Source organism: Mycobacterium deserti, from assembly GCF_025345615.1.
In the GTDB taxonomy this organism is placed as follows: domain Bacteria; phylum Actinomycetota; class Actinomycetes; order Mycobacteriales; family Mycobacteriaceae; genus Mycobacterium; species Mycobacterium deserti.
Window position 1 is genome coordinate 959240 of record NZ_JAODWD010000002.1, and the last position, 17299, is coordinate 976538.

Consider the following 17299-nt stretch of genomic DNA (forward strand, 5'->3'; position numbering starts at 1 on the left):
GGGGAGAAACGGGGAGTTCGCCATCCAGCAGTTCATGATGCGCTTGAGCGGCACCCTGCGCAGATATCGCTGGGCGGTGTTCGCTGTTTGGCTACTTCTTCTGCTGCCGGCGATCTATCTCGCCATGAGCCAGTCCGGTCACCTCACCGGCGGCGGGTTCGAAGTCGAGGGGTCACAGTCGCTGCGTGTGCAGCGCCAGCTCGAGGAGAATTTTCCCGACCAGGGCGGCTCGCCGTTGGCGTTGGTCGCCGCTCCGCGTGCCGACGCGTCCTTCGAGGACATGAACGCCGCCGTCGCCGAACTGGAACGCATCGCCAGGAGTGTGCCCAGCGTCAAGGTGCTGCCCACCCCCCAGCAACCGTCGCCCCAGCCGGACCGGCCGTACGTCATCACGTTGCAGCCGGACTTCGAGAACACCGGTGTGATCGACCTGGCCAAGCAGCTGCGCCAGGCCGTCGGCATCGAAGGCGAGGCACCCGGCGAGATCGAGAACGGCAAGGTCAGGCTCTACGTCATCGGCCAGGGTGCGCTGGGCGCTGCGGCGACAGAGGCCACCAAACACGACATCGCACAGGCCGAGCAGTGGAACCTGCCGATCGTCCTGATTGTTCTGCTCGCGGTCTTCGGCTCGCTGGCGGCGGCCGCTATGCCGCTGGTACTCGGTATCTGCACCGTGGCGGTGACCATGGGACTGGTCTACCTGCTGTCGATGTACACGACGATGTCGGTGTTCGTGACCTCCACGGTGTCGATGTTCGGCATCGCCCTGGCGATCGACTACTCCCTGTTCATCCTCATGCGGTTCCGCGAGGAGTTGCGTGCCGGACGCGACGCGCAACAGGCCGCCGACGCCGCGATGGCCACCTCGGGTCTTGCGGTGGTGCTCTCGGGCGTGACGGTGATCGCGTCGGTGACGGGCATCTACCTGATCCAGACGCCGGTACTGGTCTCGATGGCCACCGGTGCGATTCTCGCGGTCGCGCTGGCGGTGCTCACCTCGACGACCCTGACGCCGGCCGTGCTGGCCACCTTCGGCAAGGCCGCGGCCAAACGATCGTCCTACCTGCACTGGTCGCGTCGGCCGGACACCAGCCAATCGCGGTTCTGGACCCGCTGGACCGGCTGGGTGATGCGGCGGCCGTGGCTGTCGGCGGTTGCGGCGACGGCGCTTCTGCTGGCGTTGGCCGCGCCGGCGTTCTCGATGGTGCTGGGCAACAGCATGCAGCGGCAGTTCGACCCGACCCACGAGATCCGCGGCGGCGTCAACGCCGCGGCCGAGGCGCTCGGCGCGGGCGCGCTGGGTCCGGTCCGCGTGCTGGTCACCTTCCCGGAGGGCAACGCCGCGTCCGCACCCGCCAAGGATCCGGTGCTCGACGCGCTTCGACAGCGGATCGCGCAGGCCCCCAACGTGGTATCCGTCGCGCCGCCCGTGTTCGGAGAGGACTACCGCCACGCGTTGCTGTCGGCCGTGCTGTCGGTGGACCCCGAGGACATGGGGGCGCGCAACACCGTCGACTGGTTGCGCTCCGAGCTCCCGCGCGCCCCGGCGGCCCAGGGACTGCAGGTGGACGTCGGTGGACCGACCGCCCTGATCAAGGATTTCGACGACCGGGTGTCGGCCACCCAACCGGCGGTGTTCGGCTTCGTCGCGCTGATCGCCTTTTTGATGCTGCTGATCTCGATCCGGTCGGTGTTCCTTGCGCTCAAGGGTGTGCTGATGACGGTGCTGTCGGTGGCCGCGGCCTACGGCAGCCTCGTCGTCGTCTTTCAGTGGGGCTGGTTCGAGGGCCTTGGCTTCAAACAGATCGAATCGCTTGACAGCACGATCCCGCCCCTGGTGCTGGCCATGACCTTCGGCCTGTCGATGGACTACGAGATCTTCCTGCTCACCCGCATCCGGGAGCGGTTCCTGCTGACCAACCACACCCGCGACGCGGTGGCCTACGGCGTGTCCACCAGCGCCCGCACCATCACCAGCGCTGCGCTGATCATGATCGCGGTATTCATCGGGTTCGCCTTCGCGGGTATGCCGCTGGTCGCCCAGCTGGGCGTGGCGTGCGCGGTAGCCATCGCCGTCGACGCGACCGTGGTGCGGCTGGTGCTGGTGCCTGCGCTGATGGCGATGTTCGATGAATGGAACTGGTGGCTGCCGCGCTGGCTGGACCGCATCCTGCCGTCGGTCGACTTCGAGAAGCCGCTGCCCAAGGTCGAGGTGCACGACCTCGTGATCATCCCCGACGACATCTCCTCGCTCGGCCCAACCGGGTCCGACCTGCGCATGGTCGTGAAGTCGGCAGCCAAGTTGAAAACCCTTGCGCCACACGCTGTTACCGTTGCCGATCCGCTGGCACTCAGCGGATGCACCCCCACCAAAAAGCTGCGCAGTGCCGACCGGCTCAACGGCGCCCACCGCAACGGCGCCGCCAACGGCGAGACCGTCAAGTCGAAGCTGCCGGTGCATCCGGTGACCATGTGGCGGGGCAGGCTTTCGGTCGCGTTGGACGCCCTGGCAGCCGAGTCCCACTACGAGCGCGCGCCGATGGAGCGGCGCAGCCCCGTAGAGACCACGAACGTGCAACTGCCGACCGGCGACCGGCTGCAGATCCCCACCGGCGCCGAGACGCTGCGGCTGAAGAGCTACCTCATCATGTGCCGGAACAGCACCCGCGACTACGCCGAGTTTGCCGAATTGGTCGACGCGATGGAGACTCATACCGCTGCAGAGGTGCTGGCCGGGATGGACCGGTACTACTGTGGTCAACAGTCGAGGAAACAATGGGTGGCCACCCAGTTGGTCCGCCGACTGGCCGACCCGCAGCCGTCCGATGAACACGACACGCGGATGGCCGGCCCCGAAGCGGAGGCCGATTGGGCGAAGGTCAGGGAGCGCTGCCTGTCGGTGGCCGTAGCGATGCTCGAGGAGGCGAGGTGACGGTGACTCCCGAGGTCCGGGATACCCGGCGCCGCGAGGGCCCGCCAGCCAAGGCTCGCCCCGCTCCGGCACGTAGGGCCGCAGTCGACGACCGGCCGGTGGAGTTCTGGCCCACCGCAGCGATCCGCGCCGCACTGGAGACCGACGATCTGACGGTCTGGCAGCGCATCGTCGTCGCGATCAAGCGTGACCCTTACGGCCGCACCGCACGCCAGGTCGAGGAAGTGCTGGAGACCGCTCGCCCGTACGGCGTGTCGAAGGCGCTCGCGGAGGTGCTCACCCGCACCCGCGAGCATCTGGAGGCCAACGAACGCGCGGAGGTGGCCCGCCACATCCGATCGCTGCTCGAGCGGTCGGGGCTCGGGCAGCAGGAGTTCGCGTCCCGTATCGGCGTGCCGAGCGCGGACTTCGCGTCGTACCTCAGCGGGCAGACCAGTCCGCCGGCGTCGTTGATGGTGCGCATCAGCAAGCTCTCGGACCGGTTCGCCAAGATGCGGGCCCAGCATCCCGGCGCCACCGACTGACGTTGGTCGCCTTCGCGCTGATCCCCGGGGCGGGCGGCCGGGCCTGGTACTGGCACCGCGTCGCACCGCTGCTTTCGGCGCACGGCGCCCACGTCGTCGCGGTCGACCTGCCCGCCGACGACGACTCGGCTGACTTGGACACGTATGCCGCCGTCGTGGCCGCGGCCGTGACCGACGTGTCCGGGCCGCTGGTGGTGGTCGGCCAGTCAATGGGCGCGTTGACCGCGCCCATCGTCGCGTCACGGGTGCCGACTGCCGAACTCGTCCTGGTCAACCCGATGGTGCCAAAGGCCGGAGAATCGGGCGGGCAGTGGTGGACGGTGACCGGGCAGCAAGCTGAGCGAATCGCCCACTTCGAGCGGATCGGGTTGCCCCGCACCGAGTTCGACTTCATCGAAGACTTCTTCCACGACGTGCCTGCGCAGGTGCGGGCCGAGGCGTTGAATTCGCCGGATCCGGCCCAGTCCGAGACCCCGTTCGGCCAGCCGTGGCCGCTGCACGAGTGGCCGGACGTACCGACCCGCGTCATCGTCGGCAGCGACGACCGGTTGTTTCCGCTCGACTTTCAGCGGCGGGTGGTGCGCGAACGCCTCGGCCTCGATGTCGAGGTCATGCCCGGCGGACACCTGCTGGCGCTGAGCCAACCAGAGGAACTGGCGTCACGGCTGCTGGCCGGAGTATCTGTGGACTGATGGACCTCGAACGCATACTCCGCGATACGCGCAGCGTGGCCATCGTCGGCATCTCGGCCGATCCGATGCGGCCCAGCCATGGCGTCTGGCAGTACCTGCGGCGCGCGACCGACTACGAGTTGTACCTGGTGAACCCGACGGTCGGCGAGATCGACGGCACGCCCGTCTACCCCTCGTTGGCCGACCTGCCCGCGGTGCCCGACATGGTCGACGTGTTCCGCCGCCGCGAGCACCTGCCTGGCGTGCTATCCGAGACCATCGCGGTCGGGGCGAAGACGCTGTGGCTGCAGCAGGGTCTGTGGGACGAGCAGGTGGCCCGCGACGGCGAGGCCGCCGGTCTTGCGGTGATCATGGACCGCTGCCTGAAGGTCGACCACGCCCGACTGGTGGGCTAACGCGAGTGGATCGGCGACACGTCGTCGACCAGCCAGCGACCGTCGGTCTTGGACAATGTGACCCGCAGCGCAAGCACGGCGGTATCTGTCGGTCTGCCCGGCGCGTTCTGCGTGCCACGCAGAATCACCGCGACACTGGCCGCCGCCGGGCCGATCGCCTCGACACCGGCTGACACCGTACTGGCCTGCGCCGAGATGTTCTTGCCCGTCAGATCCCTTGCGACAGGCGTGAAGTCGTTCTTGAACTTCTCGGCGCTCTCCGCCGACATCATCGACGCGGCGCGGTCGATGGACGCCGTCGGACTTTGCGGGGTGAATGTCGCGGACGCCTCCGCGACGCTGCTGGCGATGCCGACGACTTCCCGGGTGTCGTTGTTCAATTCGCGGTCCGGTGCGGTCCACTCGGAGTAACCCACGGCCACCGCCACCGCCAGCGCAACCGTCGCCACCGTCGCCACCGCCAACCGCAGGCCCGGCCTGTCGTCGTCGGTGCCGACAGTCACCTTGTCGCGCCGGGCCAACACGACGTTGACGATGACGCCCTCGACGATCAGCACGCAGAGCACCGAGCAGACCGCGACCCACCACAGTGGCCAGGCCAGCGCGATGCCGATGTAGATCAGCGCAACGACGGCGGCCAGCGGTGCCAGCACATCGAAAGCCGTTACCCGCCAGACGTTCCTCATCGGACCGGCTCCAAGGCGGAGATCATCAGCTTGCCGTCCACGTCGGAGACGTCGAGCCGCAGGTTCCAGCGCACCGTCCGCGGTTCCTCGCCTGCCGCGTTCTCACTTACCGACGTCGCGACCACCATCACGGTGTCGGTCCGCGACGCGAACGCCGTCAACTCGGGTTGTGGTTTCGGTTGGGCGGCGCCGGGCAGCGCGTGGTGAATGGTCTCAACGGCCACCGAGTCGATCTGGCCGGTAGTGCGCGACTGCAATGTCTGCACGAGCTGACGGTAGGGCGCGACGGACGCTTCGAAGTCGGCGTTGAGCTGACCGACGGTGCCCTCGTGTAACCGGGCCATGCTGGCCTCGACGGTGTCCTTGTTCATGTTGATCAGCACGCCGGTCCAATCGGCGGCGGCCGCCATCGCGCGGCTGCGGTACTGCAACTCGTCGACGTCCTCGCGGTGTTGGGTCCACATGATCGCGGCGAGCACGACCGCGACCACCGCGACGACCCCGAGAACAGCCGAAGCGACGCCGTAACTGGTGAAGAGGCGGCCGTCGTCGTCGTGGTCCGGCGTTGGCTCGTCCTCGGGCATGCGCGTGAGGCTACCTGCTGGCGTCTGGCACCCTGTTGTGGTGACGGTAGAAGCCATTCGCGGCGGAGCGGCGGAGGCCGCGGCAATCAAGTCCGGTATTGACCTGACCTACGTCGACTCCGACGCCCGCCCTCAAGACGACCTGTTCGGCCACGTCAACGGTCGATGGCTGGCCGAATACGAGATGCCGGGCGACCGCGCCACAGACGGTGCGTTCCGCTCGCTGTACGACCGCGCCGAGGAGCACGTCCGCGATCTCATCAACGAGGCTGCCGCCTCGAACGCCGCGCCCGGCACCGACGAGCAGCGCATCGGCGACCTCTACGCCAGCTTCATGGACGAGAAGACGGTTGCCGAGCGCGGGGTGCAGCCGCTCCTCGACGAACTGGCGGCCATCGACACCGCGACCACTCCCGATGAGTTGGCCGCCGTGCTCGGCTCACTGCAACGCACCGGCGTCGGTGGCGGCGTCGGCCTGTACGTCGACACCGATTCCAAGGACTCCACCCGCTATCTGGTGCACCTGACCCAGTCGGGGATCGGACTTCCCGACGAGTCCTACTACCGCGACCAGCAGCACGCCGAAATCCTGGCGGCCTACCCGAAGCACATCGCGGCCATGCTCGCGCTGGTGTTCGGCGAGGGCGACCACACCGACACCGCGGCTTGCATTGTCGCGTTGGAGGCCAAGCTGGCGTCCGCGCACTGGGACGTCGTCAAGCGCCGCGACGCCGATCTGACTTACAACCTGCGCTCGTTCACCGACCTGCCGCAGGAGGCTCCGGGATTCGACTGGTCCAGCTGGGTGGCCGCGCTCGGTATCACGCCCGCGAAGGCTGCGGAACTCGTTGTCCGCCAACCTGATTACCTGACCGCCTTCGCCGCAGCCTGGTCGAGCGAAAATCTCGAGGACTGGAAGCACTGGCTGCGCTGGCGGCTCATCAAGGCTCGCGCATTCCTGCTCACCGACGACCTGGTGGCCCAGGACTTCGCGTTCTACGGCCGCAGGCTCTCAGGCACCGAGCAGATCCGTGACCGGTGGAAGCGTGCCGTCTCGGTGGTCGAGGGACTGATGGGCGACGCGGTCGGAAAGCTTTATGTCGAACGGCATTTCCCGCCGCACGCCAAGGAGCGGATGGACGAGTTGGTCGCCAATCTGCGCGAGGCCTATCGCGTCAGCATCAACTCGCTGGACTGGATGACGCCGGCCACCAGGGAAAAGGCGTTGACGAAGCTCGACAAGTTCACTCCGAAGATCGGTTATCCGACCAAGTGGCGGGATTATTCGGACCTCGTCATCGAGCGCGACGACCTGTACGGCAACTACCGACGCGGCTACACCCTCGAATACGACCGCGATCTGGCCAAGCTCGGCGGCCCGGTCGATCGCGACGAATGGTTCATGACGCCGCAGACCGTCAACGCCTACTACAACCCCGGGATGAATGAAATCGTCTTCCCCGCAGCCATCCTGCAGCCGCCGTTCTTCGACGCCGAAGCCGATGACGCCGCCAACTACGGCGGCATCGGCGCGGTGATCGGTCACGAGATCGGGCACGGGTTCGACGACCAGGGCGCCAAGTACGACGGCGACGGGAACCTGGTCGACTGGTGGACCGACGATGACCGAACCGAATTCGGGGCGCGGACCAAAGCACTGATCGAGCAGTACGAGCAGTACACGCCTCGCGAGTTGGGCGGACACGACGGCGCGCACGTCAACGGCGCGTTCACCGTCGGGGAGAACATCGGCGACCTCGGCGGCCTGTCGATCGCGCTGCTGGCCTACAAGCTGTCGCTGGGCGGCGAGGAGGCGCCGGTGATCGACGGGCTGACCGGTGAGCAGCGGGTGTTCTTCGGTTGGGCTCAGGTGTGGCGCACCAAGTCACGCGAGGCCGAAGCGATCCGGCGGCTCGCGATCGACCCGCATTCACCGCCGGAGTTCCGCTGCAACGGCGTGATCCGCAACATGGACGCGTTCTACGAGGCGTTCGACGTCAGCGAGTCGGACGCTCTCTATTTGGAACCCGAACGACGCGTCCGCATCTGGAGCTAGTGATTTCGGCGCGCTAACCGTCGCTGAGCGAACATTAGCGCGCCGAAATCGCCTAGAACATCTGCCAGTCGGATGCGCCGTCAGGCTGGGTGTAGAGGCCGGTGGAGTTCTTGATGACCACCGGGTCGCCGCTACCGAAGTTGTCGTAAAACCACTGGGCGTTGGCCGGGCTGAGGTTGATGCAGCCGTGGCTGACATTGCTGTTGCCCTGCGCACCGGTTGACCACGGGGCGCTGTGCACGAAGATGCCGCCGTTGTCGATGCGCACGGCGTCCTGCACCTTGATCTTGTAGCCCTCGTCGTCGGTCACCGGGACGCCGTAGGTCGACGAGTCCATCACGATGTCGGCGAACTTCTCCAGCACGTAGTAGGTGCCGTTCTTGGTCTCGTATCCCTTCTTGCCCATCGACACCGGGAACGTCTTCTCCAACTCGCCGTTTCGCACGATCTGCATTTCGTGCGTGGCATTGTCGACCGTCGCGACGAGCTGCTCGGGGACCGTGAAGCTGGATTTGGTACCGCCCGCGTCGATGTTGACGACGGTGCCTGCGGGCCAGAAGTCCTGGGGCCGCCAGCGCAGCTGGGTGTCACTGGTCCAGTAGAACCTGCCCGGCACGGGCGGATTCGACGAGATGTGCACCGCGTCCTGAGCCAGCTGCCGGTTGGCGATGGGCCGTTGGAAATTGATGTAGATCGGCTTGGCCGCGCCGACTTTCGCGCCGTTGGCCGGGTTGAAGCTCGGCGGCGCGAACACCGGCTCACCAACGTAGGGAGTGGGGTTCTGCCCCGCCGGAGTCCCCTCGGGGATCGGCTGGGCCGCTGCCAACGGGTTGGCCGGAGGCAGCAACGGGTTCGGCGCCGCGGCGGGCCCCGGCGGCGGCGATGGGACCCCGAACGGGTTCGCAGGTGGCGGGGGCGGGGCCGGCGGTGCGAGCGGGCCGGGTGGCGGCACCGGCGCGGCGGCCGGGTCGACCGGCGCCGGGGGTGGCGGCGGAACACCGGGCTGAGCCATCGCCGAGGGGCTGACCAGGACAAGTCCTGAAAGTAGACCAGCCGCCATCACTGCGGTGAGGAGTCGCCCTCTCATCCGCTGCCGCATACCAAACCTCCCAGTCGCAGAACTCGGTCCAGTGTCGCACAGCGCAATGAGCAGCTACCGCCATCAGGGTGCTGCCTGAGCCCCGACGTTCGCCCCCTCACGGGCGCTGAACTGCTGTGTTCATCGACTCAGCGCGGCGGACGTTACTTCGCGCTGATTTCCGGGGGAAGGCCGCACGGGCGTCCGGCGTTGAAAATCGCGACAACACCTGACCGAGAGGAAGCTTCGATGGCTGCCATTCCACGTGGCTACGAGTCCCTTCTGGAGCGCCCGCTGTACGGTCACCTGGCGACAACCAGGCCCGACGGCGATCCCCAGGTGAACCCGATGTGGTTCGACTGGGACGGCGAACTGCTGCGCTTCACCCACACCAACAAGCGGCAGAAGTACCGCAACATCGAGGCGAACCCCCACGTGGCGATGTCGATCAGCGACCCCGACAATCCGTACCGCTACCTCGAGGTGCGCGGCGTCGTCGAAGAAATCGTTCCCGACCCCACCGGAGCGTTCTATCTGCAGCTCAACGACCGCTACAGCGGCCCGCTGACCGAGCCACCCGCGGACAAGGCCGATCGGGTGATCCTCGTCGTTCGCCCCACCGGGTTCAGCAAGCAGTGAGCGCGAGTTCCCATCGCCACAGCGGCCCCTCCTCGGGGTCGACGAACTCAGCGCTCCTGGTGAAGCCGAGGCTGCGCAGCACACCGGTCGACGGGTTGACCTGAGCAAGCGTATTGGCGATGACGGTGCGGACGGCGCCGCTGTGCCCCGCCTTGGCGACGAGGGCTCCGGCGGCCGCCGTGCCGAGGCCCTTTCCGCGGTATGCCGGTGCGAGTTCGTAACCAATCTCGACGATGCCGTCGCGCGGCGGACCAACGAAACCGCCCGATCCGATCAGCACGTCGCCGTCGAAGAAGAAGTGCATCCACCAGTCAGCCTCGTCGGGGCGGTCGCGCAGGCGATCGGTGGTGAAGTCGATGGACTCGGGGAACTCCGGCCAGCCTTGGGGAACTGGGCTGCCGATCAGATCGCCGAACGCCGCAGGCCCATCCTTCAGCGCGACAAGATGCGCCAGAGTGGCGGGCAACAGGCGAACATGGGACATGTGATTGTTGCTTTCAGTGTGAGTCCGATGGGCGGCGACGACAGTGTGGGCGAGGCGGTGGCCGACGCGATTCGGGTGGTTCGCGCGTCGGGCCTACCGAACGAGACTAATGCGATGTTCACCAACATCGAGGGCGAGTGGGACGAGGTGATGCCCGTCGTGAAGCGGGCCGTCGAAGCCGTCGCCGCCGCTGCGCCGCGGGTGAGTCTGGTGCTCAAGGCCGACATCCGGCCCGGCCATACCGGTCAACTCACCGCCAAGGTGCAGCGCATCGAAGATGCGCTCGGCGGCTAGGAGCGGACCAGCCGGGCGATCGCGGCCGAGGCCTCGGCCAGCTTGGCGTCGGCCTGCTCACTGCCCTCGGACACCGCTTGGGTCACGCAGTGGCCGAGGTGTTCGTCGAGCAGACCCAGAGCGACCGACTGCAGTGCGCTGTTGACCGCACTGATCTGGGTGAGGACGTCGATGCAGTACTTGTCCTCGTCGATCATCTTCGCGATGCCGCGAACCTGGCCCTCGATGCGCCGCAGCCGCTTGGCGTAGTTGTCCTTCTGCGACGAGTAGCCGTGCGCGCCGGCTGTTTCAGCCATTCTGACCGCCTTCCAGCATCCGCTTCATCTGACCGATCTCGGCCTGTTGAGTATCGGCGATGGTCTGCGCCATGCGCTTGGCGTCCTCGTTGGCACCGTTGGCCACCTCGGCCTTGGCCATTTCGATTGCCCCTTCGTGATGCGCGATCATCGACTGCAGCCACAGTGTGTCGAACTCTTGGCCGCGCAGCGACTGCAATTTCGTCATCGTGGCGTCGTCGACCATGCCCTGCATCGAACCGTGGCCTTCGTGTCCGCCGCCTGCGGAGTCGTCGGGGTTCTCGTTCCACTGCACCAGGAACACCCGCAAGGCCTTGATCTCCGGCTCCTGCGCGGCGGCGATCTGCTCGGCAATGGCGAGGACTTCCGGGTTGGTCGATCGGTCCGGCACCATCGCCGACATCTCGACGGCCTGCTCGTGGTGCGGGATCATGTTGGTCGCGAACGCGACATCGTCGGCGTTGAAGCCTGCCGGTTCCCCGCTGACAACGGGCGATTCCGATTGCTCGTGGTCGGCATGCTCGCCGGACGACTGCTCGGTGCAGGAGGTCAGGAACAATGCGGCGATGAGCGCGGCCAGGACTGCGGTGAGGCGAGAGATCATGTCGTCCAGAGTACCGAATACCCCGCAGGGGTATCTATAACGGTTTGGCCGGGCGAAATGCCGAGGGCATACTGACGTCATGCCCTCAGAGCACGAGTCCGTCGATATCAAGCCTCGCAGTCGCGACGTTACCGACGGTCTGGAGAAAGCCGCGGCCCGCGGGATGCTGCGGGCCGTCGGCATGGGGGACGAGGACTTCGCCAAGCCACAGATCGGCGTCGGCTCGTCGTGGAACGAGATCACGCCGTGCAACCTCTCGCTGGACCGGCTGGCGAAAGCCGTCAAGGACGGGGTGCACGCCGCGGGCGGTTTCCCGATGGAGTTCGGCACCATTTCGGTGTCCGACGGCATCTCGATGGGCCACGAAGGCATGCACTTCTCGCTGGTGTCGCGCGAGGTGATCGCCGACAGCGTCGAGGTCGTCATGCAGGCCGAACGCCTCGACGGCTCGGTCCTGCTCGCCGGCTGCGACAAGTCGCTGCCCGGCATGCTGATGGCCGCCGCCCGCCTCGACCTGGCCTCGGTGTTCCTCTACGCCGGTTCGATCCTGCCCGGCAGGGCCAAACTGTCGGACGGCACCGAGCGCGAGGTGACGATCATCGACGCGTTCGAAGCCGTCGGCGCGTGCGCGCGCGGGTTGATGCCGCGCGAGGACGTCGATGCGATCGAACGCGCCATCTGCCCCGGCGAAGGCGCGTGCGGCGGAATGTACACCGCCAACACCATGGCGTCCGCGGCCGAGGCGCTGGGCATGTCGCTGCCGGGCAGCGCCGCCCCGCCTGCCACCGACCGCCGCCGGGACGGGTTTGCGCGCCGCAGCGGGCAGGCCGTCGTGGAACTGTTGCGCCGCGGCATCACCGCCCGCGACATCCTCACCAAGGAGGCGTTCGAGAACGCCATCGCGGTGGTGATGGCGTTCGGCGGCTCGACCAACGCGGTGCTGCACCTGCTGGCCATCGCGCATGAGGCTGACGTCAAGCTGACACTCGAGGACTTCACCAGGGTCGGCAACAAGGTGCCGCACCTGGCGAACGTCAAACCCTTCGGACAGCACGTCATGACCGACGTCGACCGCATCGGCGGCGTGCCGGTGGTGATGAAGGCGCTGCTGGATGCCGGCCTGATGCACGGCGATTGCCTCACCGTCACCGGTAACACGCTGGCGCAGAACCTGGCTCACATCGCCCCGCCCGACCCCGACGGCAAGGTGCTGCGTGCGCTGTCGGACCCGATTCACCCGACCGGCGGCATCACGATCCTGCACGGAACACTGGCGCCCGAGGGCGCGGTGGTCAAGTCCGCGGGCTTCGACTCCGACGTCTTCGAGGGCACGGCAAGGGTTTTCGAACGCGAACGCGCGGCGCTCGACGCTCTCGAGGACGGCACCATCCAGGCCGGCGACGTCGTCGTCATCCGCTACGAGGGCCCCAAGGGTGGCCCCGGCATGCGGGAGATGCTCGCGATCACCGGCGCCATCAAGGGTGCGGGCCTCGGCAAGGACGTGTTGTTGATGACCGACGGCCGGTTCTCCGGCGGCACCACCGGGCTGTGTGTGGGCCATATCGCGCCCGAGGCCGTCGACGGCGGGCCGATCGCCTTCCTGGCCGACGGTGACCGCATCCGCCTCGATGTCGCCAACGGCACGCTCGACGTCCTGGTCGATGCGTCCGAATTCGACGAGCGGAAGGCGGGTTTCACTCCGCTGCCGCCGCGCTACACCACCGGTGTGCTGGCCAAGTACACCAAGCTGGTCGGCTCGGCGGCAGGCGGAGCGGTCTGCGGCTGACGCTTCGCCGGCGCGGCTCAGCTGCCGCGAGCGTGAGGTTATGCGGTGGCCATCCGGTCGATCCGCGCAAGGGCGATCGCACAGACCGACAGATAGGGCGGCGCCCACCAGGGCACCCCGAACGCGACTTTGCAGCCGCCGTCCGTCGGCACGACCTCGTGCCGGGTCGCGCGCAGTCCCGCCACCTCCCACGCCCAGCTGCGGAGCTCTTCGAACTCGACGACCGTGAACGGCAGTGCGATGCCTACCGGCGCCCACACCTTGCCGCGCGCGCCGAGCCGGAACGGGCCCGGTTCGGACAACTCCGCGCGTTGGATCGGCGGCCCCCATTCGGGCCACGCGTCGAGGTCTGTCAGCAGATTCCAGACGACTTCGACGGGCGCGGCGATACGACGTTCGACAGTCGGCATGCGTCGACGGAACGTGAGGTCCATCAACGCCATATGCCCGAACGGCAGACCGCTAAACGACCGGCTGCCGGGGCCTCACTTCACCAGCGCGACCGCGAAGCCGTCCCAATTCTTGGTGCCGACGGTCTGTATCGCGGCCGCCTCCAACCGGGGGTGCTCACCCATCATCGCGAGCATGGCGCGGATGGCGTGGGCCTGTTGATCTTCGGGGGTCGGGTCGAGCACTCGGCCCATCCGGGCGATGTTGTCGACCACGACGACCGCGCCTGGAACGGCAAGCTGGACCGCCCACTCGACGTAGGCGACGTTGTTCTCCTTGTCGGCGTCGATGAAGAAGAAGTCGAAACGCTCGCCACGCTGCTCCAGTTCGGGAAGCGCATCCAGCGCGGCGCTGACGATGACCTCCACCCGGTCCTCGACACCGGCACGCGCCAAGTTCGCCATGGCGACCTCCGCGTGCTTCGGTTCGTACTCCAGGGTGACGACGCGGCCGTGCGCGCCGACGGCGCGCGCCAGCTGGATGGTGCTGTAGCCGGCGAGAGTGCCGATCTCGAGCACACGCGTCGCGCGGGTTGCGGTCGCCAGCAGGAACAACAGCTTGCCGTGTTGCGCCGACACTTCGATCGGCGGCATTCCGGCTGCTAGTCCGGCCTCTCGCGCAGCGATGAGCGCCTCGTCTTCGGTGCGCAACACGCGGTTGAACAACTCGTCGAGCGCCTTGGCGTCGGGCTCAGTCACACGATCGACGCTATCGCACATCCTCTTTCGCATAGACCACCCGCAGCACATGGCCGACTTCCGGGCCCATCACGGCTTCGGCGAGTTCACAGAACGTGGCGACGAACTGCGGCCCGTGCGGCGGGTCGCACGGTTCCAGATGGTGGGCCACCTCATGCAGGACCACCAATTCGCGAAGGGCCCAACTGGTTCGAGCTGGCACGGCGATCGTCGCAGCGTTCTCGTCGCGTTCGTAGTGCGCGGCAGTTGTGCCGCGGCGGGCGCGCACGGTCAGCGGCCCGGCGGCGGGCCAGCGGCTCCCGACCAGGCTGAGGACGTCGTCGACATACCGCTGCACGGCGGCGACGGTGGCGAACCGGGCCTCCGGTGGCAACGTCATCTGCGTGCCGAAGAACTCGATCGCGCGAGTGCCGTGTTCGGCGGCGCGGTCGAACAGCGTGCGCACGAACTCCTCGGCGGCGTAGACCTTCGCGCGCTGGATGTCGCGAGGCGTCACTTCTCCAGGGCCGAGCGGGCACCGGCCAGTTCGGTGGTGTTGCCCAACCGAGCCCGTCGGCCCGCGCGGTCACCTGCCCGCCGCGCGGCCGACGAGTAGCCGGCCGTCGCACTGGTGGCCCGCCAGGACCCTCGCGCCTCCGACGTCTGCCGGTAGAAGTCCTTCAGCTCGATGTCCTTGTCGCGCAATGCAATAGCCGTGCCGGGCTGGCTGTCCCGACCTTTGGTCGCTTCGCGCTGCGCTTCCTCGCGCGCCTCAAGAAGTCGCTGGCCGACCCTGGCGCCGAACGCGAGCTGGAAGTTGATGCGCGCGGTGATGGTCGGCGTCGGCCGATGTGCACCGGAGCTGATGTAGGCCTGCGACGCTCTGACCATCTGCGTGACCAGGCTGGCGTACAGGGTGTGGCTGGCGTCGATGTCCTCACTGAACCCGTAGGCGTAGACGAATGTGGAGTTCGACGCGACGTCACACTTCACGTCGTTGGCCTGCGCGATGAGCACGAACAGCTGCACGTAGGTCCGCAGGCCGCGGCTGCCCGGGTTGCCGATCGTGATGGTGCGTTGCACCGGCATCTGGGCCTTGGTCCGCTGGTCGGAATGGGCGCGCGCGACTGCGAGGTCGATGGAGGTGGCGGTTGCCAGGCGTTGGGCCGCGGCCATGAACGCGTCGGCCTCGTGCTGGTTGTCGGTGCCCTCGGCCTGGCGCAACAGGGCGGCGATGCGCGCCAGCATCTTGTCGTCAGTCATGCGCATTCCACCTCGCTACTCGCTGGGACGTCATGGCGCCAGATTAGGGCTACTTCGTGACAAATCCGTCGAGCGCGGTGACGACCTGTGGAGAAAGCGGATCCTGCTTGCTGTAGTTGGCGACGTTGTCGGTGGGATCGTCGCGCAGGACGTGGTTCACACCCTTCAACTCGACGACTGTCAGAGCGGTGTGCTTGAGCGCGTCGATCAGCGGCTTCTCGGTGTCGCACTTGGCCTGGCCGTCGGCGTCCGAACACGTCAGCAACACGGGTGTGTCGGCGGGGATCCTCGCGGCCAGCGTGAGCGGATCGATCTTGTCGGCCTCGACGACGGCCTTGACGTTGCCGGGGTTCAGCAGCGCGCCCAGGCCCTCGGGCAGGTTCGGTGGCACGGTGCCCGCGGTGCGCACCTGGTTGACGGCCGCGAGCCACGACGCCAGCGCCTCCGGGCTGGCGTTTGCGCGCACGCGGCTGGTGATGATGTCCAGGTATCGCCCAGGCAACGGCTGAAACAGGCCCAGCGAGTGGATCTTTGGCGTCTCAGTCGCCAGGGTCATCGCGTGGATGGTGCCCTCACCGAGGGCGTAGACAGAGATCCGGTCCTTGTCTGTCGCGGCCTGGTCGGCGAGGAAGCGCACTGCCGCCCGGGCGCCGCCGGTGTAGACGGCGCTGCCGACCTCGGCGGGCCGCAGCGCATACGGGCCGAGGCCGGTCTTGCCGGTGCCGACCTTGTCGTAGCGCAGGCTGGCCACTCCGCGGTCCGACAGGAGCTCAGCGAGCTGACGCATATTGCCAACCGGTCCTGCCACAGCGTTGTCGCCGTTGCGGTCGGTGTTGCCGCTTTCGGAGATCAGCAGCGCGGCGGGGCTCGGTGCGGCGCCGTCTTCGTGGCGATAGGTGCCGTGGATTGTCAGCCCCTCGGCCTCGAAGGTGACGTCCTCGTCGGTCCAGCGTTCCTCGGAAGAGGAGCAGGCGGTCAGCAGCGTAAACAACGCAACCAGCAGTGCGGCAACGACTTTCACAGCTTGGATTCGATCCACGATGTGACGTCGTCGAGCACCAGTTCCTTCTCCGGCTCGTTGAAGACTTCGTGGTAGAGCTCGGGATAGACCTTGAGGTGGGCGTCGTCGGAACGCGCACACTCCATCAGGCGGTGGCTGCCGGCGACCGGTATCAGGACGTCCTTCTCGCCATGCACGACCAACAGCGGCGCGGTCAGCGCGGCGGCGCGTTGCGGCATCGTCTCGCCGACGTTCAGCAGCGCTTTGGCGATGCCCGCGGGAAGCTTGCCGTGATGCACCATCGGGTCGGCGTTGTAGGCGGCCACCACATCGGGGTCGCGGGAGACCGCATCGGTCGGGAGTTTCTCCACGGGCAGACCGGGCAGGACGCTACCGACAACCTTGGCCACCGAGATCATGAACGACGAGACCGCGTCTTGCGCGTAGACCGCCGGGCCGGACAGCACCATCGCCGTGTAGTCGCCGGGGTGCTCGGCGCCGTAGGCGAAGACGACGCCGCCGCCCATGCTGTGACCGAGCACAATGAGCCTCAGATCGGGATGCTCGGCCGCGGCGATGCCGACGAGGGTGTGGAAATCGCCGGTGTATTCGGAGATGTGGCGCAGGTATACCCGTTTGCCACCGGACCGGCCATGACCGCGCAGATCCAACGCGTAAGTGAGCAAGCCGGATTCACCGAAGCGCTGCGCGACATGGTCGTAGCGGCGGGCATGCTCGGCGTATCCGTGGCAGAGCACGACCACGCCGCGCGGCGTCGAGTCCGGTGTCCAGACGTCGTAGACGATGCGCACACCGCCGACGCCGTCGAAGCTGTGTTCGCTGCGGGTCGTGGCCACGA

The 17299-nt window shown here is 67.4% G+C and carries 20 protein-coding genes; 8 read left to right on the top strand and 12 right to left on the bottom strand.

Annotated features, from left to right (window positions below; translation table 11 throughout):
* Window positions 1–34: 34 nt before the first annotated feature.
* The 4 genes from N4S67_RS10800 to N4S67_RS10815 are packed head-to-tail and all read left to right on the top strand — an operon-like array spanning window position 35 to window position 4543.
* The gene (locus N4S67_RS10800) at window positions 35–2932 is read left to right on the top strand and encodes an MMPL family transporter (protein ID WP_260992934.1); all 2898 of its coding nucleotides are present in this window, start codon (window positions 35–37) and stop codon (window positions 2930–2932) included.
* Window positions 2929–3456: a helix-turn-helix domain-containing protein gene (locus N4S67_RS10805; protein WP_260992935.1), complete on the top strand. Its 528-nt coding sequence runs from the start codon at window positions 2929–2931 to the stop codon at window positions 3454–3456. The genes N4S67_RS10800 and N4S67_RS10805 overlap by 4 nt, the downstream gene beginning before the upstream one ends.
* Before the next feature lie 2 nt (window positions 3457–3458).
* Window positions 3459–4148, top strand: a complete 690-nt coding sequence (locus N4S67_RS10810) for an alpha/beta fold hydrolase (RefSeq protein ID WP_260992936.1) — start codon at window positions 3459–3461, stop codon at window positions 4146–4148.
* Entirely contained in the window at window positions 4148–4543 is a 396-nt protein-coding gene (locus N4S67_RS10815; RefSeq protein ID WP_260992937.1) for a CoA-binding protein, read from the top strand. The genes N4S67_RS10810 and N4S67_RS10815 overlap by 1 nt, the downstream gene beginning before the upstream one ends.
* On the opposite strand, the gene N4S67_RS10820 is transcribed toward N4S67_RS10815, so the two are convergent.
* Entirely contained in the window at window positions 4540–5229 is a 690-nt protein-coding gene (locus N4S67_RS10820) for a hypothetical protein (RefSeq protein WP_260992938.1), read from the bottom strand. The genes N4S67_RS10815 and N4S67_RS10820 overlap by 4 nt on opposite strands.
* The gene (locus N4S67_RS10825) at window positions 5226–5813 is read right to left on the bottom strand and encodes a hypothetical protein (protein ID WP_260992939.1); all 588 of its coding nucleotides are present in this window, start codon (window positions 5811–5813) and stop codon (window positions 5226–5228) included. Before N4S67_RS10825 ends, N4S67_RS10820 begins: the two co-directional genes overlap by 4 nt.
* 40 nt (window positions 5814–5853) lie before the next feature.
* Here N4S67_RS10825 and N4S67_RS10830 point away from each other — a divergent pair, with 40 nt between their 5' ends.
* Complete coding sequence (locus tag N4S67_RS10830; RefSeq protein ID WP_260992940.1) at window positions 5854–7869, top strand: M13 family metallopeptidase; 2016 nt, start codon at window positions 5854–5856, stop codon at window positions 7867–7869.
* 52 nt (window positions 7870–7921) lie between these two features.
* On the opposite strand, the gene N4S67_RS10835 is transcribed toward N4S67_RS10830, so the two are convergent.
* Window positions 7922–8968, bottom strand: coding sequence for a L,D-transpeptidase (locus N4S67_RS10835; protein WP_260992941.1), 1047 nt, complete (start codon window positions 8966–8968; stop codon window positions 7922–7924).
* A 228-nt stretch (window positions 8969–9196) separates the two neighbouring features.
* Between N4S67_RS10835 and N4S67_RS10840 the strand changes: the two genes are divergently transcribed.
* Window positions 9197–9586: a PPOX class F420-dependent oxidoreductase gene (locus N4S67_RS10840; protein WP_260992942.1), complete on the top strand. Its 390-nt coding sequence runs from the start codon at window positions 9197–9199 to the stop codon at window positions 9584–9586.
* Here N4S67_RS10840 and N4S67_RS10845 read toward each other — a convergent pair.
* Window positions 9573–10070 carry a GNAT family N-acetyltransferase gene (locus N4S67_RS10845; protein ID WP_260992943.1) on the bottom strand — a complete coding sequence of 166 codons (498 nt, stop codon included), beginning with the start codon at window positions 10068–10070 and terminating at the stop codon, window positions 9573–9575. The two genes, N4S67_RS10840 and N4S67_RS10845, sit on opposite strands and share 14 nt — an antisense overlap.
* Between N4S67_RS10845 and N4S67_RS10850 the strand changes: the two genes are divergently transcribed.
* On the top strand, window positions 10071–10364 hold the full coding sequence (locus tag N4S67_RS10850; RefSeq protein ID WP_260992944.1) for an MTH1187 family thiamine-binding protein: 294 nt from the start codon (window positions 10071–10073) through the stop codon (window positions 10362–10364).
* On the opposite strand, the gene N4S67_RS10855 is transcribed toward N4S67_RS10850, so the two are convergent.
* Complete coding sequence (locus N4S67_RS10855) at window positions 10361–10660, bottom strand: copper-sensing transcriptional repressor RicR (protein WP_260992945.1); 300 nt, start codon at window positions 10658–10660, stop codon at window positions 10361–10363. The genes N4S67_RS10850 and N4S67_RS10855 overlap by 4 nt on opposite strands.
* Window positions 10653–11264, bottom strand: a complete 612-nt coding sequence (locus N4S67_RS10860; protein WP_260992946.1) for a DUF305 domain-containing protein — start codon at window positions 11262–11264, stop codon at window positions 10653–10655. The genes N4S67_RS10855 and N4S67_RS10860 overlap by 8 nt, the downstream gene beginning before the upstream one ends.
* Before the next feature lie 79 nt (window positions 11265–11343).
* Here N4S67_RS10860 and ilvD point away from each other — a divergent pair, with 79 nt between their 5' ends.
* Entirely contained in the window at window positions 11344–13050 is a 1707-nt protein-coding gene (gene ilvD, locus N4S67_RS10865; RefSeq protein ID WP_260992947.1) for a dihydroxy-acid dehydratase, read from the top strand.
* 38 nt (window positions 13051–13088) lie between these two features.
* Here the strand turns inward: ilvD and N4S67_RS10870 are convergent, their stop codons facing one another.
* The 6 genes from N4S67_RS10870 to N4S67_RS10895 all read right to left on the bottom strand — a co-directional run bounded on the left by N4S67_RS10870 (window position 13089) and on the right by N4S67_RS10895 (window position 17297).
* Window positions 13089–13460, bottom strand: coding sequence for an SRPBCC family protein (locus tag N4S67_RS10870; protein WP_260992948.1), 372 nt, complete (start codon window positions 13458–13460; stop codon window positions 13089–13091).
* Between the two features lie 75 nt (window positions 13461–13535).
* The gene (locus N4S67_RS10875; protein WP_390893310.1) at window positions 13536–14219 is read right to left on the bottom strand and encodes an O-methyltransferase; all 684 of its coding nucleotides are present in this window, start codon (window positions 14217–14219) and stop codon (window positions 13536–13538) included.
* A complete protein-coding gene (locus N4S67_RS10880; RefSeq protein WP_260992950.1) occupies window positions 14209–14694 on the bottom strand; it encodes a TIGR04338 family metallohydrolase in 486 nt (161 codons plus the stop codon). The genes N4S67_RS10875 and N4S67_RS10880 overlap by 11 nt, the downstream gene beginning before the upstream one ends.
* Window positions 14691–15440, bottom strand: coding sequence for a DUF2786 domain-containing protein (locus N4S67_RS10885; protein ID WP_260992951.1), 750 nt, complete (start codon window positions 15438–15440; stop codon window positions 14691–14693). Before N4S67_RS10885 ends, N4S67_RS10880 begins: the two co-directional genes overlap by 4 nt.
* A 49-nt stretch (window positions 15441–15489) precedes the next feature.
* Window positions 15490–16470 (bottom strand): hypothetical protein, encoded by a 981-nt coding sequence (locus N4S67_RS10890; protein WP_390893332.1) that lies wholly within the window; start codon window positions 16468–16470, stop codon window positions 15490–15492.
* Complete coding sequence (locus tag N4S67_RS10895; protein ID WP_260992953.1) at window positions 16458–17297, bottom strand: alpha/beta hydrolase; 840 nt, start codon at window positions 17295–17297, stop codon at window positions 16458–16460. Before N4S67_RS10895 ends, N4S67_RS10890 begins: the two co-directional genes overlap by 13 nt.
* Window positions 17298–17299 lie beyond the last annotated feature (2 nt).